The sequence below is a fragment of the Sorangium sp. So ce185 genome (assembly GCF_051526825.1).
GTDB classification, from domain to species: Bacteria; Myxococcota_A; Polyangia; order Polyangiales; family Polyangiaceae; genus Sorangium; species Sorangium cellulosum_D.
In genome coordinates this window covers 12541391-12565403 of sequence record NZ_CP150316.1, presented here as the reverse complement: position 1 = coordinate 12565403, position 24013 = coordinate 12541391, and the positions used below count along the sequence as shown (strand labels likewise).

General features: G+C 73.9%; 16 protein-coding genes. 11 read left to right on the top strand and 5 right to left on the bottom strand.

The features are described from left to right. Positions 1 to 1214: 1214 nt before the first annotated feature. Genes bioD through zapA form a run of 3 tightly spaced genes read right to left on the bottom strand, consistent with a single transcriptional unit; the run spans position 1215 to position 3463 of the window. Positions 1215 to 1910: a dethiobiotin synthase gene (bioD, locus tag WMF26_RS46390; protein ID WP_437997931.1), complete on the bottom strand. Its 696-nt coding sequence runs from the start codon at positions 1908 to 1910 to the stop codon at positions 1215 to 1217. After that, complete coding sequence (locus tag WMF26_RS46385) at positions 1907 to 3073, bottom strand: aminotransferase class I/II-fold pyridoxal phosphate-dependent enzyme (protein ID WP_437997930.1); 1167 nt, start codon at positions 3071 to 3073, stop codon at positions 1907 to 1909. Before WMF26_RS46385 ends, bioD begins: the two co-directional genes overlap by 4 nt. Positions 3074 to 3133: 60 nt before the next feature. Then, positions 3134 to 3463: a cell division protein ZapA gene (gene zapA, locus WMF26_RS46380; protein ID WP_061623287.1), complete on the bottom strand. Its 330-nt coding sequence runs from the start codon at positions 3461 to 3463 to the stop codon at positions 3134 to 3136. 313 nt (positions 3464 to 3776) lie between these two features. On the opposite strand from zapA, the gene WMF26_RS46375 reads away from it, so the two are divergent. Beyond that, positions 3777 to 4385 (top strand): hypothetical protein, encoded by a 609-nt coding sequence (locus WMF26_RS46375; protein WP_437997929.1) that lies wholly within the window; start codon positions 3777 to 3779, stop codon positions 4383 to 4385. A 72-nt stretch (positions 4386 to 4457) separates the two neighbouring features. Here WMF26_RS46375 and WMF26_RS46370 read toward each other — a convergent pair whose 3' ends face one another. Further along, positions 4458 to 5237, bottom strand: coding sequence for a hypothetical protein (locus WMF26_RS46370; RefSeq protein ID WP_437997928.1), 780 nt, complete (start codon positions 5235 to 5237; stop codon positions 4458 to 4460). A 276-nt stretch (positions 5238 to 5513) separates the two neighbouring features. Between WMF26_RS46370 and WMF26_RS46365 the strand changes: the two genes are divergently transcribed. The 9 genes from WMF26_RS46365 (at position 5514) to WMF26_RS46325 (ending at position 20076) form a co-directional block, all read left to right on the top strand. Continuing rightward, the gene (locus WMF26_RS46365; protein WP_020741324.1) at positions 5514 to 5852 is read left to right on the top strand and encodes a DUF167 domain-containing protein; all 339 of its coding nucleotides are present in this window, start codon (positions 5514 to 5516) and stop codon (positions 5850 to 5852) included. After that, a complete protein-coding gene (gene dapF, locus WMF26_RS46360) occupies positions 5849 to 6655 on the top strand; it encodes a diaminopimelate epimerase (RefSeq protein ID WP_437997927.1) in 807 nt (268 codons plus the stop codon). Before WMF26_RS46365 ends, dapF begins: the two co-directional genes overlap by 4 nt. After that, positions 6652 to 8538, top strand: a complete 1887-nt coding sequence (locus tag WMF26_RS46355) for a diguanylate cyclase domain-containing protein (protein ID WP_437997926.1) — start codon at positions 6652 to 6654, stop codon at positions 8536 to 8538. The genes dapF and WMF26_RS46355 overlap by 4 nt, the downstream gene beginning before the upstream one ends. Before the next feature lie 36 nt (positions 8539 to 8574). Beyond that, on the top strand, positions 8575 to 10194 hold the full coding sequence (locus WMF26_RS46350) for a DUF4388 domain-containing protein (protein WP_437997925.1): 1620 nt from the start codon (positions 8575 to 8577) through the stop codon (positions 10192 to 10194). 157 nt (positions 10195 to 10351) lie between these two features. Then, complete coding sequence (ald, locus tag WMF26_RS46345) at positions 10352 to 11464, top strand: alanine dehydrogenase (protein WP_437334406.1); 1113 nt, start codon at positions 10352 to 10354, stop codon at positions 11462 to 11464. A 17-nt stretch (positions 11465 to 11481) separates the two neighbouring features. Further along, a complete protein-coding gene (locus WMF26_RS46340; RefSeq protein WP_437997924.1) occupies positions 11482 to 12573 on the top strand; it encodes an isocitrate/isopropylmalate dehydrogenase family protein in 1092 nt (363 codons plus the stop codon). 110 nt (positions 12574 to 12683) lie between these two features. Then, the gene (locus WMF26_RS46335) at positions 12684 to 16451 is read left to right on the top strand and encodes a response regulator (RefSeq protein WP_437997923.1); all 3768 of its coding nucleotides are present in this window, start codon (positions 12684 to 12686) and stop codon (positions 16449 to 16451) included. A 109-nt stretch (positions 16452 to 16560) separates the two neighbouring features. Next, on the top strand, positions 16561 to 18855 hold the full coding sequence (locus WMF26_RS46330; protein WP_437997922.1) for a sulfatase-like hydrolase/transferase: 2295 nt from the start codon (positions 16561 to 16563) through the stop codon (positions 18853 to 18855). 417 nt (positions 18856 to 19272) lie between these two features. Further along, entirely contained in the window at positions 19273 to 20076 is an 804-nt protein-coding gene (locus WMF26_RS46325) for a hemerythrin domain-containing protein (RefSeq protein ID WP_437997921.1), read from the top strand. A gap of 151 nt (positions 20077 to 20227) precedes the next feature. Here WMF26_RS46325 and WMF26_RS46320 read toward each other — a convergent pair whose 3' ends face one another. Next, the gene (locus WMF26_RS46320) at positions 20228 to 21052 is read right to left on the bottom strand and encodes an SOS response-associated peptidase (protein WP_437997920.1); all 825 of its coding nucleotides are present in this window, start codon (positions 21050 to 21052) and stop codon (positions 20228 to 20230) included. A 112-nt stretch (positions 21053 to 21164) separates the two neighbouring features. Here WMF26_RS46320 and acnA point away from each other — a divergent pair, with 112 nt between their 5' ends. Next, positions 21165 to 23918, top strand: coding sequence for an aconitate hydratase AcnA (gene acnA, locus WMF26_RS46315; RefSeq protein WP_437997919.1), 2754 nt, complete (start codon positions 21165 to 21167; stop codon positions 23916 to 23918). Positions 23919 to 24013 lie beyond the last annotated feature (95 nt).

Here is a 24013-nt window from a genome sequence, read left to right as displayed (position 1 = left end):
AGCTGACGGCGGCCAGCTGATCGGCGTCGTGCGCCTGGAGGCCGTCCACGCCCGACGCGATGGGATTCAGACTGCAAACTTCGTCGCGGCGAGCTGTCAGCGCACCGACGAGCGTGACCATCGTGTGCGTCTTGCCCACGCCGATCCCGGTTCCGACTACCGCCACCCGCAGCCGTTTCACGTGAAACAGGGAGAGCCTGTCCTCGCAGTGCCTCGCGCACCCCTTGCAAGGGCACGGTTGGAACGTGCCCCGGCGCTGGGCCAAGACGGAGCGAGAGTCGGGTCGGGTTCACAGCTGGCCGCAGAACAAGTCGCGTTCGGACGTGTCCTGGCCAGCCTCCGGCGAGCGGAGCTAGGTACGGTGGCGCGTCAGGATGAGCTCGGCTTCAGGGACGATGCCGGTGCTGTTGGTTCCGCACGCGGCCCGGCATCGCCACCGTGCCTGTGGTGATGCTGGGCGCTTCGAGCTCTCCCGCCTTGTTGCCGGTCGGAGCATCGGGAGCTGCCGGCGGGTTCAGCACCACTTGCGCCGGCGGCAGACCCGGGGGCGAGCGCGCAGGGTCAGCCCGGCATGGCAACCTCATGAGGATGCCCAGCCGCGAGGCCCATCAGAACGGCAGCATTGGCGGCGAGCGCGCGCACGAGAGCTGCGCTTCTCAGTCCGCCCGAGAGGGGAGAGGAGCTCGCCGGCGCACTCGATGAGCACCCAGGTCGCCTTTTACCGCCCGACCCACGCCGTCACGACCTCCAGCGAGATGGCGCTGGCGCGGCGGCGCGTCCCAGGTGCGGTGAGACCGCTCCGGAAAGCCACGCGACGCGCTAGCCGTAGCGTACCCATCGGTAAGGCATCGGCTCGAGATGAACCGAGTCGATAGCGGCTGGCTGATCGGCGTCACTCGCCGAGAGACCGTCCACGCCCGACCGATGGGCTTCAGGCCGCAAACTTCGTCGCCGCGGGCTGCCGGGACAGCGACGAGCGTGAAGCCCGTGTGCGTCTTGCCCACGCCGGGCCTGGTTCCGACCACCGCCACCCGGCGCTTGTTTCACGTGAAACAGGACGGTCTCACCTGGCAGCGCGCTTCGCGCACTCCTGGAAGGGCACGCCTGGAACGCGCCCCGATGCTGGAACCAGACGAAGCGGGGATCGGGTCGGCAGCCAGCGGCAGAGCCGGTCGGTTTTGAACGTGACCTGACTGGACGGATGGCGGACGGAGTCAGGTACGGAGTCGCGCCAGAGCAAGCTCGGCTGCGGCGAGCGATGCCGGCGCTGTGGGGTCCGCACGCGGCATCTCCACGGCGCCCGTGGCGATGCCCAGCGCTTCGAGCTCTCCCGCATTGGTGCCGGTCGAAGCATCGGGAGCTGCCGGCGGGTTCAGCACCACCTGCGCCGGTGGCAAACCGGGGGCGAGAGCGCGCAGGGCCAGCACGGCGCTGGCAACCTCATGAAGGATGCCCAGCCGGTCGAGGCCCACCAGCACGACGGCATCAGGAGCGAGCGCGCGCACGAGATCGGCATTCGTCAGCCGCGGCCCGAGAGGGGAGAGGAGCGCGCCGGCGCTCTCGATGAGCACCCAGGGCGCCTTCTGCCTCGCGACCCACGACGTTACGATTTCGAGCGAGATGGTGCTGGCGCAGCGGCGCGCCGCGAGGTGCGGCGAGACCGGCTCCCGGAAGCGGTACGGCGCCGGCTCGGGCTGAACCGAGCTGACCGCGGCCAGCTGATCGGCATCGCTCGCCGAGACGCCGTCCACGCCCGACTCGACGGGCTTCAGGCCGCAGACTTTGTCGCCGCGGGCTGCCAGCGCGGCGACGAGCGCGACGGTCGCGTGTGTCTTGCCCACGCCGGTCCCGGTTCCGACCACCGCAATCCGGACCTGACCTGTTTCACGTGAAACAGGACGGCCGCTCATCGCAGCGCCTCGCGGAATCCTGCAAGGGCACGCTCCACATCGGCCTCCGAGAGCGACGCGCTCGCCGTGATGCGCAGCCGCGACGTACCCGCCGGCACCGTCGGCGGGCGGATCGCCTGGACGAGGATGCCCTCCCGTGCGAGGCGCTGGGACATCTCCACCGCGGCACCCGGCGACTTCAAGAGCCAGGGGAGGATGGGGCCCGACGAACCCGGGAGCAGCGGGGCCCCCAGCGCGTGCAGGCCAGCGCGGAGCTGGCGCGTGACCGTGGTCAGTCGTGACCGACCTGCGTCGTCGGCGGCGGCACGACGGACGCGGTCCACCGACGCGAGCGCCACCATGGGGCTGATGCCGGTCGAGAACACGAAGCTCCTCGCGCGGTTCCACAGGTAAGTCCGCAAGGTCGAGGAGCCCGCGACGAAGGCGCCGTGGAGTCCGATCGACTTGCCGAGCGTGCCGATGAGGACGTCGGGGCGAACGCCGACCTCGGAGCACAGGCCAGCGCCGCGCGGCCCATGGATGCCGAGGGCATGCGCCTCGTCCACCACCAGCGCGGCGTCATGACGGTCGCACAGCTCGCGGAGGTAGCGCAGGTCGGGGCTGTCGCCATCCATGCTGAAGAGCGATTCGGTCACGACCCACCGGCGGCGAGCGCCCCGGCCGCGCACGAGAGCGCTCTCGACCGCCTCCGCGTCGAGATGGCGGACCACCTCGATGGCCGCTCCCGAGAGGCGGCAGCCGTCGATGAGCGAGGCGTGGTTCAGGGCATCCGAGACGATGACATCCCCCGGCCTGGCCAGCGCGGCGACGGTGCCGACATTGGCCGCGTACCCCGAGGAGAACAGGAGCGCCGCCTCCATGCCCAGCCACGCGGCGAGCTCGCGCTCGGCCATCAAATGCGCCTCGTGCGTCCCGCTCACGAGACGGGACGCGCCCGCGCCGCTCGCGGCGCCGCCCTCCGACAACCAGGGGAGAGCGGCGTACCCGAGATAGTCGTTCGAACACAGCACCAGCATCCCCGGACCAGCCGCGGTGACCGGAGGGGTGCGCAGCAGGCCCGCGCGGTCCAGCTCGGAGAGCTCGTCCTGCAGGTGGCGAAGGGCGTTCACCCCTTCGGGCGTCGATGCGGGCGGGCGGGGAGCTTCATCCATGGATGCAGGCATGCCATCTCCTTGGGCAACCGGGCCAGTCCGTAGGACCGCGCGGCGCATGAGGATTCACGCTCAGGGCGTGCTGCCGTTCGCTTCGCCCGAAGACGGCGAATCCGGGCCGACACCGAGCACCGCGTCGACCCGCTGCAGGATCCGGCCGAACGCATCCCGCGCACGGCCGGCGATCATGGCCGTCCGGGACCGCTCCTGCTCCAGGTCGTGGGCGAGCGCGATCGCCGCCAGCAACATGGCCTGCGGCGTCATAGCGCGGCCGGCGGGCACAACCGTGGCGAGCTTCTGGTCGACGACAGCCGCGAGCCGCTGGAGCTCTTCATCGCTCGCGGAAGTCACCACGCGGTAGGTCTGACCCCCCACCCGTAGCTGCACGGTGCGGCGCGCCATAGCCCCCGGACGCTACCATGAACCCCGCCGGGCGCGCAGAGTGGGCTGCACCGTGCGAACGGAGTGACTTGCCGGTGACAAACGCGACCGACGAGCGCCCAGACCCGAAGGCGCGCTCCTTCATCCCGCCGGAGAGTCATGCTCGCAGCTCGCCCGGAGCGACGCGCTCCGCGACCTGGCCGGAGACCCGGAGCGCGCGCCGAGATCCGACCGACGTCGACCCGACGGCGGACCCTCGACAGCCTCGTAGGACGACGCGAGATCGCAGAATTCCAGCGCGCCCCCCGGCAGCGCCCTGTAGCATCGCCCCATCATGCCTACGGCGGGCCGCCCAGCTGCCTTGGTTGCCGCCCTCCTGGGGGTCGTTCTCGCGCACGGCACGGCTCGCGCCGAACCCCAGGCGAGCGTCGGCGTCACCCTCGGCGCCGCCGGCGCGGGCCTCGAGCGGCGGTGGTGGGATTCCACCGCCTTTCACGCAGGGCTGCGAGGCGACGTCCTGTTCGGCCGCGGCGCCAACGACGACTTCGGTGTCGGCCCCTATGCCGAGGTGCTCACCCACGGCTTCGACGAGCTCCAGGCCGGCGCGGGTGTCTCGGCGCTCGCACCTGTTCTCGACCTGTTTCCGCTGATCGTCTCCACCGGGGTCTACGGCCGGTGGAGCGCCGACGCGCTGGAGCCGGGGATCGCCGCCGCCGTCTTCTGGGGAGCCCGCAGCTACAACTTCCACTCGCCCTATGTGATGAGCACGGGGCTGCTCGCCCAGATGCGGCTCGGGCTCGGCGCCTCCAAAGAAACCGCGATCGTCCTCGCTGCCCAGCTCGACGTCGCGCTGCTGGGCCTCCCGTTCGTCTATCTCTTCAATGTGCTGACGGGACCGTCACCGGAAGCGGCCCCGGTGCGGCGCGCTGCATCGGCGCGGTGACCGCGCCTCGCGCCAGCGCGCCGGGTGGGCGTTCCGGGTTGGCAGAGAGCCCTCGAGGAGGGCCGCGGCGGGCTACAGGCCGAAGCTGTTGATGTACTCGGCGCAGGTCTGACCGAGGTTGCGGCAGTCCTGCGGCCCTCGCTGGCCGGGGCAGGTCGCCTCGACGTCCTCGTTGTCTTCGCACTCCTCGCTGGCGGAGCTGGCGCAGCAGGCCGCCGGCGATACGTCGACGCACCGGCTGCACGCGAAGCAGACCCGGATCGGGTAGGACCACTCGGCGGTCTCGACCTCCTGGCCACCCAGCGTCCTGCCCCGCACCACCACCGACGCCACCACCTGGACGTCGCGGCCGAGCCTCGCGGCCTGGCCGCGCAGGTTGTCCATCGTCGCACCGTCGAGCAGGAGCACCTCGGCGCAGTTGTAGCCGGCATCGCTGCCCGTCCCGGGGTCAATGATGCCCGTGATCGGGACCACGTAGCCCTCGGTCACGGCGTTGCCCTCGATGTCGTCGACGCGGACCTCCGCCTCGTAGAGGTGAACGCGCGACGTCTCGGTGCGGAGCACGTCCGGGTCGCCGCGCTGCACGATCTGGTTGCCCACGAGGAGCGTCGCGCTGTGGCTGCCCGCGTACGCGGCGTCGACCGCGTCCTCGGTCCAGAACGGCTCGTCAGGGCCGCAGGTCACGGTGCAGTCCCCCGTCCGCGCCATGCGCATCCGGACGAACAGGCTGCTCTCGTTATCGGCGCATGCAGACGCGAGCAGGCCGCCAGACACCGCGAGCAGCGCGAGCGCACAGAGCCTCCTCGCGAGGCCGGACGTGGCGGCCACCGACCCTTCTCCTTCATCAGCCATGGCAAACGCCTCCACCGCGGAAATGAGCATCAACGGCGATTATCGAGAACCGCTGACGCAAGTCGCCCCTGCCGGATCGTGTTGCGCGAGCCGACCCACGACCTGGCCGAAAAGAGTAGCGGGTCGGCGCGCCGAGCGGCAAATTCGCGGTGGCCGTACGCCGCCGAAGCTGACGTAAGCTGAGTAACCGGCGTGACCGGCGTGACCGAGCGACGTTGACCGCGCCTCGCGGAGACCACGCGTGAGCTCGAGATACGCTACGATGCCGGCGGCCCGATGAGCAAACCCGAGGAGAGCGATCCCGTCGCCGCGTGGAGCCGCCTCGCGATCACCGAGCGCGCCGAAGGCGTGCGCATCTCGGTCCAGGTGCGCCCCAAGTCGTCGCGCTCCGCCATCGTCGGGGTGCGGGAAGGGGCGCTCGACGTGTCGCTGACCGCACCGCCCGTCGACGGCGCCGCCAACGCGGAGCTCGTCAAGCTGCTCTCGCGCGCGCTCGACGTGCGCCAGAGCGATGTCCAGATCGCCCTCGGCGCGAGCGGCAGGAGCAAGGTCGTCGCCGTCCGCGGGCTCAACGAGACCGAGGCGCGAGCGCGGCTCGCCGGGGCGAAGCGATGAAGGAAAACGTCGTCCGGTTCGAGAAGTGGGAAGGTCTTGGCAACGACTTCATCCTCGTCGAGGCGGTCCCGATGACCGCCGAGGCGGCGCGGCGCCTCTGCGACCGCCGGTTCGGGATCGGCGCCGACGGCGTGCTGGTCATCGATCGCGAGCGGCGCGAGCGGCCCACGATGCATGTCTGGAACGCCGACGGGAGCCGCCCGGAGATGTGCGGCAACGGCATCCGCTGCGTCGCGGCCTACCTCGTCTCCCGAGGGACGCCCCAGAAGGCGGTCACCATCGCGACCGACGCCGGCGACAAACGCTGCGAGGTCACCCGGGCCGGGGACCGCTTCGACGTGCTCGTCGGCATGGGCCGCGCCCGCCTGGGCGAGCCGCTCGTGGTCACCGCGCTCGGCGTGGAGCACCGGTTCGCGACCGTGGACGTCGGCAACCCGCACGCGGTGACGTTCGACCCCTACACCGAGGACGCGATCGACGAGCTCGGGCCGATCGTGGCGACCACGCCGGCCGAGGGCATCAACGTCGAGTTCTGCCGCGCTCGGCCGACCGAGCAGGCCGAGGGCGCGTGCATCGACGTGACCGTCTGGGAGCGGGGCGTGGGCCGGACGCTGGCGTGCGGCACCGGCGCCTGCGCCGTGGCGGCCGCGGCGTGCGCGCAGGGGCGCGCCCCGTACGGAGCGCCCCTCCGCGTGGTGCTGCCCGGCGGCTCGCTGCGCATCACCGTCGCCCCCGGGTCCCTGGAGCTGCTCATGCAAGGCCCGGCGCGCCGGGCGTTCTCGGGCGAGGTGGTGATCGCGTGACCGCCTCCGTCGAGGGGGTCTGGAGCCCGAGCCGGGCGCCGGTCCACGAGATCTCGCTCAAGGTGCTCGCCGTCATCGCCGACGAGGCGACCCACACGCTGTTCTCGCGGGTCATCACGTCGGACGAGCTGATGCTCGCCAGCGATCTCGCGGAGGGCATCGCCCTGGCCGAGACCGCGGCGCCCGACGTCGCCTTCATCGACGTCGGGCTCGGCGACGGGGCCGGCCTCGCGATGGTCCACCACCTGAAGGCGCTCGCGCCCGAGGCGACCGTCTTCGCGCTGGCGACGCGGTCGCAGCTCGAGGCGGGCGCCCACGCGGTCGCGCTCGGCGGCGCCGGGCTCTTCCTCCTGCCGCTCGGCGGGGACGAGGTGCTGAACGCGGTCGGCTCGGTGCGGGTGCGCTTCGCGGAGCGCGCCCTCCGGGTGCAGCTGGAGCAGGAGTCCGCGCGCAGCGCGCGGGCGGCCGGGTGGATCGCCCGCGTGGCCGAGCTCGCCGACGCGCGCGACCGCAACGCGGCCGCCCAGCAGGTCGCCGAGGTGTTCGTGGAGGCGACCGGCGCGGCCGCGGCCGCCGTGTACCTGACGGTCGGAGAGCGCTCCACCGAGCTGACCCGCTCGGCGCTGAGCGGGCCGCTCGATCGCGCGCCGGCCTACGGGAGCGAGGCCGACATCCTCGACTTCGCCCGGCGCGAGCAGCTCATCGTCGTGCCGCTCGCCCTCCGCAGGCTGTCCGCGGGGCACCTCCTGCTCCAGAAGGAGCCCGGCCGCAGCTCCGCGTTCCCGTCGGTCAGGCGCCCCGACAGCAGCGTCTCCACGTCCCGGCGCGCCCCGCTCCTCGACGGCCTCGTCAAGCTGCTCGCCACGCAGGCGACGACGGCGCTCGCCCTGCTCGGCGAGCGCGAGCGCTCGACCGGCGGCGCCGCGATGAAGGACCCGGCGTCGAGCGCGTACTCGTTCGCGTACTACGTCGACGTCGCCGGCCGGGAGATCGACAAGGCCAAGCGGCACGGCCGCCGGTTCACGATCGCGACCATCGTCATCGAGCCCGACGCGACCGCCGCGCCGGAGCGCCAGGACGACCTCACCTACTGGCGCGCCACGCCGCCGCCCCCGGCCAACGGGCTCAACCCCGGTCAGGTCGCCGAGCACCTGCTCCGCGCCGTGCGCGACACGGACATCCTGGCCCGCGTCGACGAGAACGAGTTCCACCTGCTCATGTCCGAGACCGCCGGGCTGGAGGCCCACGCCTGCCATCGCCGGATGCTCTCGCGCGTCGCCGGGAGCGAGAAGCGGGCCGGGTACCTGCCGAAGGGGCTGCTCGTCGGCATCGCCACCTTCCCCCACGACGGCCAGGGGCTCGCGCAGCTGCTGCGCATCGCCCGGCGGCGCGCCGAGGCCACCAAGTCCTCGATCCTGCACCGCATCCCGCAAGATCGGCGGAGCATCGGCGAGATCTTCAGCCTGCTCGTGCGCGAGGCACCGAGCGCCGAGGGCCCCTCCGCGATCTCGGCGCCCCGCGCGCTCGATCTGTCGGTCACCGATACGGTCCTGCTCGCGACCTCGGTGATCCGGAACGCGCTCCGCGGGGGCGCCGTGCTCATCCTTGTCGCCCACCACGACGGGCTCAGCCTGGGCGCGCAGGTCAAGGCGCTGCTCGCGTCGCCGCGCGACGACGTGGTGGTGCACGCCCTCGACCTCCGCTCGGCGCCGGGGTGCGACGACATCGAGGCGCTCTGCGTCCTCGCGGAGCACGGCGCGTACGCGCTCGTCGGGCGGAACCAGGGAGGCTTCGTGAAGGGTATCCACGCGGCCGATCCGCTGCTCGCGGACTTTCTCGCCGAGCGGCTCGGCCGCGCGGCCGGGCTGCGGGTCTTCGGCTGACTCGGAGGGCGCCGTCCAGTGTCTCGAAGGGTGCTGTTGGTCGATTCGGACGTGGACGCGCTCGGCGCGCTCGCGTCGGCGCTCAGGGCGCGTGGTCTCACCGTGACCAACGCGAACGGCGCGTTCGAGGCCGTGGAGCAGGCGTTCAAGCGCCGCCCCGACGTCGTGCTGGCCGCGCGGGCGCTCGACGAGGACAGCGCGCTCGCGGACGCGTTCGCCGCCGTCCCCGACCTCGCCGAGACCCCCATCCTGTTCGTCGTCGACGGCGCCGAGGGCGAGCTCGGCCCCGACGACGTCCTGCGCAGCGACGTCGATCACATCGTCTCGCGCATCACCGAGGCGTCCCCGCGCGGCTCCAAGCCGACGGCGCTGCAGGAGATCCGCGGCGATCTCCAGCAGGTCCCGCTCGTCGACCTGCTCCAGCTGCTCGCGATGAACCGCCGGAGCGGCGTCCTCGGGATCACCACGCCGGCCGGCGCCGGCGAGCTCCGGCTCGCGGCAGGGGAGGTGATCGACGCCGTCTACCGCCGCCTCGAGGGGGAGAAGGCGCTCTACCGGCTGCTCGGCGAGCGCGACGGGCAGTTCGCGTTCTCCCCCGGCGAGCCGACGAGCGCGCGCCGGCTCATCGCGCCGACGTCGCGGCTCCTGATGGAGGCGCTCCGCCAGGTCGACGAGGTCCAGCGCCGTCGCGCCGAGCTCGCCCCGGCCGGCGAGGCCTTCCTGGTGACGGAGCCGTCGAGCGACGATCTCGACCTGACCCCGCTCCCGAGCCACGAGCTCTTCAGCGCCGTCGCGATCTCCGGCGGCGCCGTCGCGGCGGACGACGCGAGCGCGACGACCTCCGTGCCCGACATCACGGCGCCGGCGCCCTTGGCGATGCCGGCCAGCGCGCCGCGGGGCGGCCGCGGCTCGATGCCGCCGCCGCCGACGCTCCGCGCGGCCGAGTCGACGGCGCCCAAGCCCGAGGCGACGCGCTCCCCGACGGCACCGCCGCCGTCGCTCGGCGAGCCGACGGAGCGCGCGCTCGTGGCCGAGAAGCTCACGGCGCTGCTCCAGATGCCGCACAACCTCGACGAGCTGCTCGACGAGATCGGCGCGCCGGATCTCCTGATCCTGGAGGTCTTGATGGAGCTTACGGAGGCCGGGAAGATCCGCCGCATCTCGCTCGCCGACCTCACCACGCCGTTCGCGCCGCCGGAGCACTTCCCGGTGCTCCGGTCGCTGGTGACGCGCCTCTCCCGGCCGGGCTTCGCGCCGCCGCCGCACCTCGTCATCGCCGCGAGCGCGCGCCGCATGACGATGCTCTCCCACGCGGTCCGCCGCATCGCGGACGCGAACGTCCCGGCCGAGCCGCCGCCGCACGCGGCGCTCCCGAGGCCGCTCGGCGTGATCCGGCTCGGCGATGGGGTCGAGCTCGCCCTGATCGGCCTCCCCACCGAGGAGAGCTTCGCGCCCACCTGGGCGCTCGCCCTGCACGGAGCGGCCGGGGTCGTCCGGCTCGGCGACGCCAGGGAGGACGCGCTGGCAGCGCACTGCGAGGCGCTCGAGCTCCTCTTGCTCGACGCAGAGGCGATGATGGGTCCGCTCGATTTGGCCTCTCCCGGACAGATCACGCTGCTCGTCCGCGCCGCGCTCGAGGCCGCCGCCGGGGTGTGAGCGGCCGACACGAAGGTTGATTCGAACGGATCTTCCGAGGTTTCTCGCCTCGAAAATAGCCGCCGTATCGGCTCTTGCAGCGTTGCAAGGGCGGGTTTCTGCTATCGTCGTCCGACGCCCTCGCTTTCAGCAGTTCGGCGAGGAGAGGAGCGCGATCGTGCTTATCGGAGTCCCCAGGGAGATCAAGACACGTGAGTACCGCGTCGGGATGACGCCCGCGGGAGTCCGGGCCATGGTCGGCCACGGGCACAGGGTCCTCGTGGAGTCCGGCGCAGGCGAGGGCAGCGGGCTGTCCGACGAGGCCTACGCGCGCGCGGGCGCCGTCATCGCGCGATCGGCGGCGGAGGCGTGGAGCGCCGATATGGTCGTGAAGGTGAAGGAGCCGCTCCCCTCGGAGTACGGCCACTTCCGCCCGGGCCTCGTCCTCTATACCTACCTGCACCTGGCCGCCGAGCCCGACCTCACGAAGGAGCTCGCCCGGCGCGGCGTGACCGGCGTCGCGTACGAGACGATCCAGCTCGAGGACGGCTCGCTGCCGCTGCTCCGGCCGATGAGCGAGGTGGCCGGCAGGATGGCGGTCCAGGTCGGCGCCTCGTGCCTCGAGAAGGAGCGGGGCGGCAAGGGCGTGCTCCTCGGCGGCGTGCCGGGCACGCGGCGCGGCCGCGTGGCGATCCTCGGCGGCGGCGTGGTCGGGCGGAACGCGGCGACCATCGCGGTCGGGATGGGCGCGCAGGTCACCGTGCTCGACGTGCGCGCCGAGACGATGAGCTACCTCGAGGACGTCTTCGGGGGCGCGATCGAGACGCTCTACTCGAACGCGGAGAACATCGAGACGATGTGCGAGCGCGCCGATCTCGTGATCGGCGCGGTGCTCGTGCCCGGCGCCAAGGCGCCCCTGCTCGTGACCGAGGACCACATCCGCCGCATGGAGAAGGGGACCGTCGTGGTCGACGTCGCCGTGGATCAGGGCGGCTGCATCGCGACCTGCCGCCCGACCACCCACGACAACCCGACCTACGAGGTGCACGGGGTCGTCCACTACTGCGTCGCCAACATGCCGGGCGCGGTGTCGCACACGAGCACCTGGGCGCTCACGAACACGACGATCGGCTACGCCGTGGCGATCGCCAACCAGGGCATCGCGGCCGCCGCCAAGGCGGACCGGGCCGTGGCGCTCGGCATCAACACCCACGGCGGACACGTGACCTACGGCCCCGTCGCCGCAGCCCACCGGTTGGAGTACGTGCCGGTCGAACGCGCGCTCGGTTGATCCCGGAGCGCGACCCTGTGGCAGCCGGCAAGAAGAAGAAGATCGCGATCATCGGCGGCGACGGCATCGGTCCGTCCGTCACCGCCGAGGCCAGGCTCCTGCTCGAGCTCTACCAGGCGCGCGCAGGGCTGCCGATCGACCTGTGGGACCTCGACCTCGGCGCCGACCGGTACCTGCGCGACGGGACGACCTTCCCGAACCAGATCCAGGTGGCGATCCAGCGCGAGTGCTCGGCGGTGCTCCTCGGCGCGCTCGGCGATCCGCGCGTGCCGAACCTCGAGCACGCGCGCGACATCCTCTTCGGGATGCGCTTCGGTTACGACCTCTACGCCAACGTGAGGCCCGTCCGGGCCCTGTCCGATCGGCTCGTCCCGCTCAAGGGCCGCGCGGCGAAGGACATCGACTTCGTCGTGTTCCGCGAGAACACCGAGGGCATCTACGTCGGGATGGGCGGCCAGTTCAAGCGCGGCACCCCGGACGAGGTCGCCATCAACGAGGACGTGAACACGAGGAAGGGGGTCGAGCGGATCATCCGCGCGGCCTTCGACTACGCGCGCGCGACCGGCCGGACGCGGGTCACGATGGCGGACAAGTCGAACGCGATGCGACACGCGCACGAGCTGTGGTTGCGGGTCTTCCACGAGGTGCGCGCCCAGTACCCGGAGATCCAGTCGAACCACGTCTACGTGGACGCCCTGTGCCTGTACCTCATCCAGGATCCGTCGCAGTTCCAGGTCATCGTGACGAACAACCTGTTCGGCGACATCGTGACCGATCTCGGCGCGGCGCTGCAGGGAGGGCTCGGCATGGCCGCGAGCGCGAACGTGCACGCGTCCGATCCGGCGCGGGTCGCGCTGTTCGAGCCGGTCCACGGGTCGGCGCCCCCGCTCGCGGGCAAGGACGTGGCGAACCCGTTCGCGGCGATGCTCACCGCCGGGCTGCTGCTCGCCCACATCGGGTGGCCCGAGGAAGAGCGCCGCATCGAGCGCTGGGTCTCCCAGGCGCTCGACAAGGGGATGTGCACGGCCGACGTCGGCGGCACCCTCGGGACGCGGGCCGCAGGCGCCTGGGTCCGGGAGCAGATCGCCGCGGAGCTGGGCTCGCCGTGAGGTGACCCGGAGGGCCAGGCGCGGCGGCCGCGCGGGCACGATCGCCGAGAAGTTCGGGTGTCCGATCCTCCTGTGATACGGGACCGCCAATGGGCGTAGGATCGAGGGCGGTGGAGCACGCGGGGCCGCGGAGCAATGCAGCGGGCGAGGCTCGGCACGAGCGGCTGGGCGGGGCGCGGGCCGAGTTCGTGGCGAACCTGGGTCGCCGTGTGGCGGAGCTCCGCGCGGCGCTCCGGCGGATCGAGGCGGACGACGATGCGCCGCGGCTCATCGAGGACCTGAAGCGGCGCCTGCACTCGCTCGGCGCCGGGGCGCGGCTCCTGCGCTTCGCGCGCGTCGCCGAGCGCCTCGCCGAGGGAGAGTCGGCGCTCGCCGCCTCCGCCGGCGGCCGGCTCACCGGCGAGGCCGCCGCCGTCCTGGGGAAGGTGCTCGAAGAGCTGCCCGCCCTCGCGTGGGGTCAGGCGGCGATCGGCGAGACGGCGGCGGCGCCGCGCGAGCAAGCGATGGCGTCGCGCGAGCAGGTGATCGCGTCGCGCGAGCCGGCGGCGGCGCAGGGCGCGCGCGCGGGCGCGGCGGGCGCGCGCAGCGCCGGCGCCGGGCAGGAGGAGGCCGCGGGCGCGGGCGGCGCGAAGGGCCAGGCCTCGACCTGGATCGCGGGCGTGAGCAACGGCCGCGCGCTCGCCCCCGCGCCGCTCACGCTCGACGACGAGGAGGAGGCGAGCGCGCGCCCGTCCTCGCCGCGCAGCGCGGAGCAGGCGCGCGCCGTCGAGGCCCAGGAGGCCGCGCCGCTCGAGGCGCCGATCACCGTCCTCGTCGTGGGCGGGGCGCCGCTCGCCGACGCGCTCGAACCGGAGAGCGCCGGCGCCGGGCCGTCGTTCGAGGTGGAGCGCACCGACGAGATCGAGACGGCGATCGATCTCGCGCGCGCGTTCGCGCCGGACGTGGTCCTGCTCGACGCGGATCTGCCGGGCGCGCGCGCGCTCGCGGAGGCGCTCGCCGCCGATCCGCTCACCGACCTGGTCCCGGTCGTCGCCGTCGGGCGCTTCGCGCGGCCCGAGGACGCGGCCCCGTACGTGGCGCTCGGCGCCGCGCGCGCGCTCGCGAAGCCGGCGTCGCCCGACGCGCTCCGGCGCGCCGCCGCGGAGGCAGCGGCGAGCTGCGTGCGCCTCCGCCAGCCCGCGCGCGCGCCGCTCGGGGCCGTCAGCCTCGACGATCTCGGGGCGCGCCTCGCCGAGGAGCTGCGCCGCGGGCTCTGCGACGCCGCCGAGCCGAGGAGCCGCGGGGCGCACGTGGACCTCGGCGACGGCGCCGAGGTGCTCGCGGCGCTCTGGGGCGCGGTGGCGCGCATCCGCGATCTCGTGACGATCCGCTCGCACGGCGGCGTGCGGTTCACGCCGAACGGGCCCGAGGGCGCGCTGCCGCTCGCGCCGTGGATGACCGCGCCGGGCGCGCCCGAGGGCGAGCGCTCGCGGCTGCACAGCGAGATCCGCGCGAAGGCGCCGGCGCGCGGGGCCGCGAGCGCCGCGGCGCCGATCGACGCGGCGCTCGACGCGATGGACATCGTGGTCGCGGACGACGATCCGGCGGTGACGTGGTTCCTCGCCGGCGTGCTCCGGGCCGCGGGCGCGAAGGTGCACGAGGCCCACGACGGCGCGCGGGCGCTCGACCTCGCGTACCAGACGACGCCGGACCTCGTCGTGAGCGACGTGCTCATGCCGCGCCTCGACGGCTTCGCCCTGTGCCGCGCGCTCAAGCGCGACGTGGCGCTGCGCGACGTGCCGGTGATCCTGCTGTCCTGGAAGGAGGACCTGCTCCAGCGGCTCCGCGAGCTCGGCGCTCAGGCCGACGGCTATCTCCGCAAGGAGGCGAGCGCGGCGGCCTTCGTGCAGCGGGTGAACGAGGTCCTGCGGGGCAGGCGGCGCGTGGCCGAGCGCATCGCGACCGGCGGCGAGGTGCGCGGGCGGCTCGACGGCATGACGACGCGGACGCTGCTGTCGCTCGCGTGCGCGCGCCGGCCCGACGCGCTCGTGTCGGTGCGCGACGCCGCGTTCCTCTACGAGGTGCTGATCAAGGACGGCCGCCCCGCGGCCGCGACCCGGACGGCGCAGGACGGGACGTTCCACCGCGGCCCCTCGGTGCTCGCGGCGCTGCTCGGCGTCGGCTCGGGCCGCTTCGCGGTGGCGCCCGCGCCGGAGGACGAGCTCCGGGCCCCGCCGCGCCCCGGGTTCGAGGGGACGCTCGCGGAGCAGCTCGTGCCCGCGATCGCCGCGGCCCGGGCGGCGCAGCGGCTGCTCCACGGGCCGCCCCTCATGCAGGTCGAGCGCGTCATCGTCGATCTGGAGGGGATGGGCGCCACCACCGACGCGACGCCCGAGCCGGCGCGGGCGCTGCTGAGGACGCTCGCCCGGGGGAGCTCGCCGCGGTCGATCATCACGTCGGGGGAGTTCGCCGCGAGCCTCGTCGAGGACGTGCTGAACGACGTCGCGGCCCGCGGCTGGGTGCGGCGCGTGATCGGCCGCGAGGGCGAGGATCTGCTCGCCCCCGCCGTGGTCCGCGAGGAGGAGACGCTCCGCGGCGTGCGGCGCGCCTCGGAGCGGCCTGCGCCGGCCATGACGCTGCCGCCGGAGCTCGGCGAGGGCGGCGCCGCGTCGTCGTGCGCGCCGGTCGAGCTCGGCGACGACCAGCTCACGGTGGTGCCCGGCTCGGTGGCGCCGGTCGCCGCGGCGCCGGCGTCCGGCGCGGCGGCGTCGATCCCGGTGGTGTCGGTGGTGTCGGCGCCCGGTTCGGCGGCGTCGATCCCGGTGGTGTCGGCGGCGCCGGCGTCCTGGTCGGCGGCGTCGATCCCGGTGGTGTCCGCGTCGCCTGCGTCCGGCTCGGCGGCGTCGATCCCGACGGTGTCGGTCGACGGCGAGGACGAGACCGCGGCCCCGAGCGCGCGCAGGGCGCTCGCGAGCGCCAGGATCCCGAGCGATCTCGCCGAGATCCAGGGCGATGTGGCCAGCGCGCGCGCGACGTGGGCCACGCCGGCCGAGGCCGCGGCGCTGGCGGCGGGCGTGACGCCGGCCGTGCCGGGCGTGGCGCCGGCGCCGGCGCCGCGCAGGCCGGAGGCGACGCTGCCCGCGCTCGAGGTCCCGAAGCCCGAGCGGCTCCTGACGCTCGGCTCGCTCCCGCCGCCCCCGGTCGTCGAGGTGCCGGCCCCGCCGCCCGCGGCGCTCCGAGCGCCCGCGCCCCCCGTGGCGCGGGGCGCGGCGTCCGGCCCGGCGCCCACCGTGGACGAGTCGCCCACGCCGCGCCGGGTGCGCCGGCCGTCCGCGTACGTGCCCACGCCGCCGCCGCCGGCCCGCGACAACCGCATGACCATGTGGGTCCTCTTCGCGGTGGCGGCCTTCATCTTCGCGGTGGCCGCGCGGCTGTCGCGCGATCACGAGCTGCAGAGCGCCCCGCCGCCCGCCCAGCCGCCGAGCCTGCCCGCGGCGGAGCCGCCGGCCGCCGCGGCGCCGGGCGCTGCCGGCACGGCGGGCGCCGCCGCGCCGAGCGCCGCCAGCACGGCGGGCGCCGCCACGGCGCCGGCCGCGGCGGCCGCCGGGCCGGTCGGCGAGACGACCACGAACCCCGTGCTCCCCGAGGATCTGCCGCTCGCCGCCGAGCACAAGGTCCCCGAGGGGCACGGCATGCTGGAGGTGATCGCCGGGTCGGGCGACACGCTCTTCGTGGACGGGCGCAAGGTGGGCACCGGCAGCGCCCGGCTGCCGCTCGCGCCGAAGGACGGCGCCTACGAGATCCGGGCGAAGCTCCGGGACGAGGAGCGGGTGCGCTTCGCGCTCGTCAAGGCCGGCCGCCTCACCCGGCTCCGCATCGCGCCGCCGTGGCGCCGCTGAGCGCGACCGCGGCCCTGCCCAGGCCGCCGCGATCGCCCGCGCTCCCTCCGGCGCCGGGCCGCGGGCAGCGAACCCCGCTCGTGGTAGAGCACGCCCCGTGCGCGCCCGCGTGATCCGACCCTACTACCCCTCTGCCGCGCTCACGCTCCTCTCCGCCGCGGCCGCGCTCCTCTCCGGCTGCACCGGGTGCGAGTCGACCCGCGAGCTCCCGGCCGGCGCCACGGCGCCTGCGTCCGCGAGCCCCGCAGCGGCCCCGCTGCCCCCGGCCCGCGACCTCGTGCACCTCGTGGACGAGCTGCGCAACTGCGACATCGAGCACCGGGGGCTCCTGTTCGACACCGGCGCCAACGCCCTCCTCGGCCGCTTCGCCTGGCAGGGGACCGTGCCCACCGGCATCACCGCGGTCGAGCACGCCGGATCCACCTGGGCGCGCATCTCGGAGCGGCAGATCAAGCTCACGTTCCTCCTGCCGTCCGCGAGCCCCATCTTCGTGTCCGCCCGCGCGGTCGGCCTGGCCTCCCGGTACGCCACGATCTCGCTGGACGACCAGCTCCTCGGGACCCTCCGCTTCCAGCGCGACCAGATCCGCATCGCCTCGACCCCGACCACCACGCTCCCGGCCGACCCCGGCCTGCACACCCTCACGATCCGGTTCTCCGGCCGGCTCCGCGAAGGGGAGTCGTTCGCCGACATCGACTGGGTCCGCGTCGGCATCCCCGACGAGGACCCGGCCACCTACGGCCCTCCGACCCTGCGCGACGTCGTCGCGCCCGCCGCGGCGCTGTCGGGCGTCCCGCACCGGTCCATCGCGCTGCGCGCCCCGGGCGCCGTCCGCTGCACCTTCCGGCCGTCCAAGGTGACCCGCCTCCGCACGGCCGTCGGCGTGCTGGGCGCCGGCGAGGGCGACGCCGAGATCCGCGTCCTGCGCGACGGCCAGGAGCCCCTCCCGCTCCACCGCGTCCATGTCGAGGGCGGCGACAAGGCGACCTGGACCGACGTCGAGCTGCCGCTCGCGCCCTTCGAGGGCTCCCTCATCACCCTCGAGCTCCGCGCCACCGCCGCGGCCCGCGGCGGCCGCATCCTCTTCGGCGACCCCGTCCTCGCCGGATCGCAGGAGCCCCCGCCGCCCGTGCGCGCGGCGCGCGCCGTCGTGATCGTCGCCCTGAACGGGGTCGAGCGGCCCGATCTGCCCCCCTGGAGCGGCCGCCCGGAGCCGCACCTCGCGACGCTGTCCGAGCTCGCCACGTCCGCGACGACGTTCGATCACCACCGGGGCCCGAGCACGGTCGTGTCCGCCGTGATCGCGTCGCTGCTCACCGGGCTGCCGCCGCCGGCCCATACCGTCACCGACACCGGCGCCCGCCTCCCCGCCCGCGTGACCACCATCGGCTCCATCGCGAGCGACAGCAGCATCCGGACCGGGTTCTTCACCGGCGTCCCCACCACCTTCCGGGCGTTCGGCTTCGGACCCGGCTGGTCCCGCGTCCTCGAGCACCCCCCGACCAGCGGCGAGCCGGCCACCACGCCGATCGACGCCGCCTCCGCCTGGATCAGCGAGACCGTTCGCCAGGACGCCGGCAACCGCCTGCTCGCGTTCGTCCACGCGCGCGGCGGCCACCCGCCCTGGGAGGTCGGCCCGAAGGAGCTGAACGCCCTCAAGCCGGCCGACTACGCCGGCCCGATCGAGCCGCGCCGCGCCGCCCAGATCCTGGCCAGGCTGCGCAACCGGCGCCGCGACGTCCTCAGCCCCGACGATCGGGACCGGATCCGCGACCTCTTCTCCATCGCGCTCGCCGGCCAGGACCGCGCGCTCGGCAACCTCATCGGGACCCTCAAGGCCGCCGGCCTGTGGGACGAGACCCTCTTCATCGTCACCGGCGACTTGGCCAGCGGTCGCTCCGACGGCACGCTCTACGCCGAGAGCCTCGACCTCCAGGAGCCGGTCCTGACGCTCCCGCTTTATGTCCACTTTCCCGGCGATCTTTACGCCGGCCAGCGCATCTCTGCCCCGACCGAGATCATCGACATCACGCGCACCGCCGTCGCCGCCCTCGGCCTCTCGTTCGCCCGCGAACCGCTCGGGGAGGATCTGGCGGCCGTCGCCTCGGGCCTCCAGGGCGTCGAGCGCGACCCCCAGATCGCCGCCCTCGGCGATCGCTACTCCACGCGCTGGGGCAACCTCGTGCTTTCGGGGCGGCTCGGCGTCCCCCCCTTCCTCTGCGACCTCAACGTGGACCCGACCTGCGCGTTCAACCGCCGCGAGGTGATGCCGCTCGCCACCCTCTCGCTCTTCCGGCGCACCGTGACGTTCGACCTGTCCGTACGCGCGCCCGCAGCGCAACGGGAGCCGGCCACGATCGACGCGGAGACGGCGGCCGTGCTCAACGTATGGGGCGCGCAGTGACGCCCGCGCGACGCCGCGCCGGCGCGGCGTCGCGCCGACGATGACGATGACCCGCTGACGGCGCCCGGCGGCGCGCGCCGCCGCCGGGCGCGGGCGAGGGCGTCCGCGACATCGCGCAGGCCGCGCACGCTCGCGCTCCGCGACGCCATCTGCCCCGCTGCGAGGCAGCATGCCCCGCTCCGCGCTCCCCGCGGGCGGCGTCGATCGATCGAGCGATCGACCCATCGGCGACCCATCGGCCGACGTACGCCCGCGCCCGCGCGTGCGCGTCACGGGCCCGCCGCGCGCGCGATGGCGTGCGCGTGATGCGCTCGCTCCGCGCGCGCCGGGCGCCTGGCATGCTTCGCGCAAACGCCGCAGACCGCACAGGCAAAGCGCCTCGATGGCGCTTCATCTTTCCGTGAGAGGAGTCCCCGCATGAAGGCGACCGACCTATTGAAGGAGCAGCACCGGGAAGTCGACGAGCTCTTCGAGCGCATCGCGCAGGCCGACACCAACGAGATCGGCGCGCTCCGGGACGAGCTCGTGGCGAGCCTCGTGGGCCACGCGGCCATCGAGGAGGAGCTCTTCTACCCCGCGACCCGGGAGGCGCTCGGCGCCTCCCCCCTGATCCCGACCTCGTACGAGGAGCACTCCCTGGTCGAGATCATGTTGCAGAAATTGCTCAGCACCGAGCCGGGTGACGAAACCTTTCACGCCAGGCTGGGTGTGCTCAAGGAGCTCGTGCGACACCACGTCGAGGAGGAGGAGCAGGAGCTCCTGCCCCAGGCCGAGCGCGCCATGGGCGCCGACCGCCTCGAGGAGCTCGGGGCCCGCCTGGAGGCGCGCTTCGACCAGGTGCGCGAGGGCAACGTCGAGGCGCTCCTGAGTCAGAACGTCGCGAAGAGCATGCCCGCCGCCGGCGGCCGCCGCACGCGGGCCGCAAAGCCTGCGGCGCGCAAGGCGGCGGCCAAGCGTCCGCCCGCGAAGCGCGCGCCGACGCAGCGCGCCGAGCCGGCGCGGGGCGCCCAGAAGGGACGCCGCGGCGCCGCGGCCACGACCGGACGGAAGAAGGCGGCAGACGCGGCGCCGGCGAAGACCGGGCGGGCCGCGCCCGCGCGCAAGACGGGCCGGGCGACGACGAGCCGGGCGACGACGAGCCGGGCGCCGGCGAGCCGGCCGGCGAAGACGAGCCGCACGGGCCGCAAGGGCGGTCGCACGAGCAGCGCCTCCGCACGCTGAGATCGCGGCACACCGGGAGGCGCCGCGGAATGCGGCGGGCGCCGGGGAATGCCGGCGGACGCCGGGGAATGCCGGCGGACGCCGGGGAATGCCGGCGGACGCCGGGGAATGCCGGCGGACGCCGGGGAATGCCGGCGGGCGCCGGCGAACGTCAGCGGCGCGGGGTCCGTCCGGAGGGGACGGCGGGTCCCGCGCCTGCATCGAGGTCGAAGAGCGGGAGCGTACCGCCGGCCTTCGGGGCGGCGGCCTTCGCCGGGCTGGCCTTCGGAGCAGCGGCCTTCGGGGCGGCGGCCTCCGCCGCGACCTCCTCCAGCAGGGCAGGGTCGTCGTGGCCGACCGCGTTGACCCGCGTCGAGACGGCGCGCGCCGCGAGGGAGCCGCGCGGCGCCGGCCGGAGCAGCGCCTCGACGCGATCCGCGTCCGATTCGTCGCCGACGCCCAGCCAGAGATCCACGTCCTCGGGCGCAAGGAGGACCGGCATGCGGTCGTGGACCTGCGCCACGTCGGCGCTCGCCTCGGTGGTCAGGATCGTGAAGCGGACGTCGATGTCGCCCGCGTCGGGGTCCTTCGCCAGCTGGTACAGCCCGGCCATGCGGAGCATCCCGCCCCCGGCAGGGTGGAACCACGTCGGCCGCCGCGCGCCCTTCGGCCCGCTCCACTCGTAGAAGCCGTCCGCGGGCACCACGCAGCGGCGCGCCGCGAACGCGCCGCGGAACGTCGGCTTCGTCCGCGCGCCCTCGGCCCGCGCGTTGGCGAGGAGCGAAGGCGCCGCGCCGCCCCCGGCGAAGCGGCCGGTGAACCCCCAGGTCGCCGCCACGAGCTCCCGCTGGCCGCCCTGCGCCCGCAGCACGGGGTGGACGGTCGACGGGGCGATGTTGTACCGGGGCCGGTAGAGCGCGGCCGCCTTCGGGTCGACGGCGATCGCCCGGGCGGGGCCGCCGTTCGCGGCGCCTGCGCCGAGGTATGCCTCCAGCATGGCGACGAGGGATGCGAAGTCCGGAACTGCCAGGGTAAAGCGCGCGCACATAACACTAGATTAGCGCCATCGGCGCGCCTACAAGGGCGCTCCGGACGTTGGAGGAGGCCGCATGGTCGACAGCTTTGGCACGAAGAGCACGCTGACGGTTCAAGCCGATACGTACACCTACTACAAGCTCACCTCGCTGGCGCAAGGCGGCGCTTCGCTCGACAAGCTCCCCTTCTCGCTCCGCATTCTCCTGGAGAACCTCCTCCGGCACGAGGACGGGCGCGTGGTGCGCAAGGATCACGTGGAGGCCGTCCTCAACTGGGACCCCAAGGCCCGCCCCTCGCAGGAGATCGCCTTCCACCCGGCGCGCGTGCTGCTCCAGGACTTCACCGGCGTCCCGGCCGTGGTCGACCTCGCGGCCATGCGCGAGGCGCTCGCGAAGCTCGGCGGCGACTCGCTCAAGATCAACCCGCTCCAGCCCGTCGACCTCGTGATCGACCACTCGGTCCAGGTCGACAAGTTTGCGTCCTCGACGGCCCTCAAGGTGAACGCGGCGCTCGAGTTCGAGCGCAACCAGGAGCGCTACGCCTTCCTCCGCTGGGGGGCGCAGGCGTTCACCAACTTCCGCGTGGTGCCGCCCGACCAGGGCATCTGCCACCAGATCAACCTGGAGTACCTCGCCGGCGCCGTCATGCGGCAGGGCGCGCTGGTCTACCCGGACACGCTCGTCGGCACCGACTCGCACACCACGATGATCAACGGGCTCGGCGTCGTCGGCTGGGGCGTCGGCGGCATCGAGGCCGAGGCGGCGATGCTCGGCCAGCCGCTCTCGATGCTCATCCCCGAGGTCGTGGGCTTCAAGCTCCACGGCAGCCTGCCCGAGGGCGCCACCGCGACCGATCTCGTCCTCACGGTGACGCAGATGCTGCGGCAGAAGAAGGTCGTCGGGAAATTCGTGGAGTTCTACGGCCCCGGCCTGAGCGCGCTCTCGCTCCCGGACCGCGCCACGATCGCCAACATGGCGCCCGAGTACGGCGCCACCATCGGCTTCTTCCCCGTCGACGACGAGACGATCGCCTACCTGCGCTTCACCGGCCGGCCCGCCTCGCTCGTCGCGCTCGTCGAGGCCTACTACAAGGAGCAGGGGCTGTTCCGCACGGACAACACCCCGGATCCGGTCTTCAGCGACACGCTCGCGCTCGACCTCGGCGACGTCGAGCCGTCGATCGCCGGCCCGAAGCGGCCGCAGGACCGCGTCCGGCTGCGCGACGCCAAGCGCACGTTCCGCGCCTCGCTCCAGGGCATGCTCGAGAAGGAGTTCGCCGCCGCCGAGCCGGCCGCGGTGAAGGCGTTCCTCGAGGAGGAGAGCGGCGCGGCCGCCGCGCGCGCGCCCGCGCTCGAGAAGGTCATGCGCCCGGCGGAGATCACCGAGGGCGACACGCGCTACACGCTGCGCCACGGCTCGGTCGTGATCGCCGCGATCACGTCGTGCACGAACACCTCGAACCCGGCGGTCATGCTCGGCGCGGGCCTGCTCGCGAAGAAGGCCGTCGAGCGCGGGCTCACGGTGAAGCCGTGGGTGAAGACCTCGCTCGCCCCCGGGTCCAAGGTCGTCTCGGACTACCTGCAGCAGGCGGGGCTCCTGCCGTACCTCGAGGCGCTCGGCTTCCACCTGGTCGGCTACGGCTGCACGACGTGCATCGGCAACTCCGGGCCGCTGCCGGACGTGATCGGCGACACGGTCCGCCACAACGATCTCGTCGTGGCGAGCGTCCTGTCCGGCAACCGCAACTTCGAGGGCCGCATCAACCAGCACGTGCGGATGAACTTCCTCGCCTCGCCGCCGCTCGTCGTCGCCTACGCGCTGCGCGGCGACGTCGACGCCGACCTCTTCAAGGAGCCGGTCGGCACCGATCGCAACGGCGAGCCGGTGTACCTCAAGGACATCTGGCCGAGCTCGGCCGAGGTCAACGAGGCGATCCGCACGGCGGTGCGGCCCGAGCAGTTCCAGGCGCAGTACGAGAACGTGTTCGCCGGCGACGAGGAGTGGCAGAAGCTCTCGGTCCCGGGCGGCCAGACGTTCGTGTGGGACGAGTCGTCGACGTACGTGCGCAGGCCGCCGTTCTTCGAGGGGCTGTCGAAGGACCCGTCGCCGCTCGGCGACATCCGCGGCGCGCGCGTGCTCGCGCTGCTCGGCGACTCGGTGACCACCGATCACATCTCCCCGGCCGGCAACATCGCCAAGAACAGCCCGGCCGCGAAGTACCTGGTCGAGCACGGCGTCGCGCCCGCCGACTTCAACTCGTACGGCGCCCGCCGCGGCAACCACGAGGTGATGATGCGCGGCACGTTCGCGAACATCCGCCTGAAGAACCTGCTCCGCCCCGGCGAGGAGGGCGGCATCACGGTGCACCTGCCCGACGGCGAGAAGACGACGATCTACGACGCGGCCATGCGGTACAAGGCGGAGGACGTGCCGCTGCTCGTGATCGCCGGCGCCGAGTACGGCACCGGGTCGTCGCGCGACTGGGCGGCGAAGGGGACGAAGCTGCTCGGCGTGCGCGCGGTCATCGCGAAGAGCTTCGAGCGCATCCACCGGTCGAACCTGGTCGGCATGGGCGTGCTCCCGCTCGAGTTCGCGCCGGGCGAGGACGCCGGGACGCTCGGGCTCACCGGGCGCGAGGTGTTCGAGATCGCCGGGATCTCGGACAACCTCACGCCGGGCAAGAAGCTCAACGTCGTCGCGACCGGGGAGGGCGGCAAGACGACGACGTTCACGGTCACCGCGCGCATCGATACGCCGAACGAGGTCGACTACTACCAGCACGGCGGCATCCTCCAGTTCGTGCTGCGCAGCCTGGGCGCCACGGCCTAGCGCACCTCGCCGCGTCGCTCCCCTCCGCGCCGGGCGGCGGGGGAGCGGCGCGGTGGGGACGGCGAGCGGACCCCCGCCCGAATGCGGCGCCGCGC

What these genes read in the sequence shown, in the direction of transcription:
- WMF26_RS46320 (WP_437997920.1), bottom strand. Translation starts at nt 21,052, where the DNA reads ATGCTGGAGGCATACCTCGGCGCAGGCGCCGCGAACGGCGGCCCCGCC.
- bioD (WP_437997931.1), bottom strand. Translation starts at nt 1,910, where the DNA reads ATGAGCGGCCGTCCTGTTTCACGTGAAACAGGTCAGGTCCGGATTGCG.
- dapF (WP_437997927.1), top strand. Translation starts at nt 5,849, where the DNA reads ATGAAGGAAAACGTCGTCCGGTTCGAGAAGTGGGAAGGTCTTGGCAAC.
- WMF26_RS46370 (WP_437997928.1), bottom strand. Translation starts at nt 5,237, where the DNA reads ATGGCTGATGAAGGAGAAGGGTCGGTGGCCGCCACGTCCGGCCTCGCG.
- WMF26_RS46325 (WP_437997921.1), top strand. Translation starts at nt 19,273, where the DNA reads ATGAAGGCGACCGACCTATTGAAGGAGCAGCACCGGGAAGTCGACGAG.
- acnA (WP_437997919.1), top strand. Translation starts at nt 21,165, where the DNA reads ATGGTCGACAGCTTTGGCACGAAGAGCACGCTGACGGTTCAAGCCGAT.
- zapA (WP_061623287.1), bottom strand. Translation starts at nt 3,463, where the DNA reads ATGGCGCGCCGCACCGTGCAGCTACGGGTGGGGGGTCAGACCTACCGC.
- WMF26_RS46385 (WP_437997930.1), bottom strand. Translation starts at nt 3,073, where the DNA reads ATGCCTGCATCCATGGATGAAGCTCCCCGCCCGCCCGCATCGACGCCC.
- WMF26_RS46375 (WP_437997929.1), top strand. Translation starts at nt 3,777, where the DNA reads ATGCCTACGGCGGGCCGCCCAGCTGCCTTGGTTGCCGCCCTCCTGGGG.
- WMF26_RS46365 (WP_020741324.1), top strand. Translation starts at nt 5,514, where the DNA reads ATGAGCAAACCCGAGGAGAGCGATCCCGTCGCCGCGTGGAGCCGCCTC.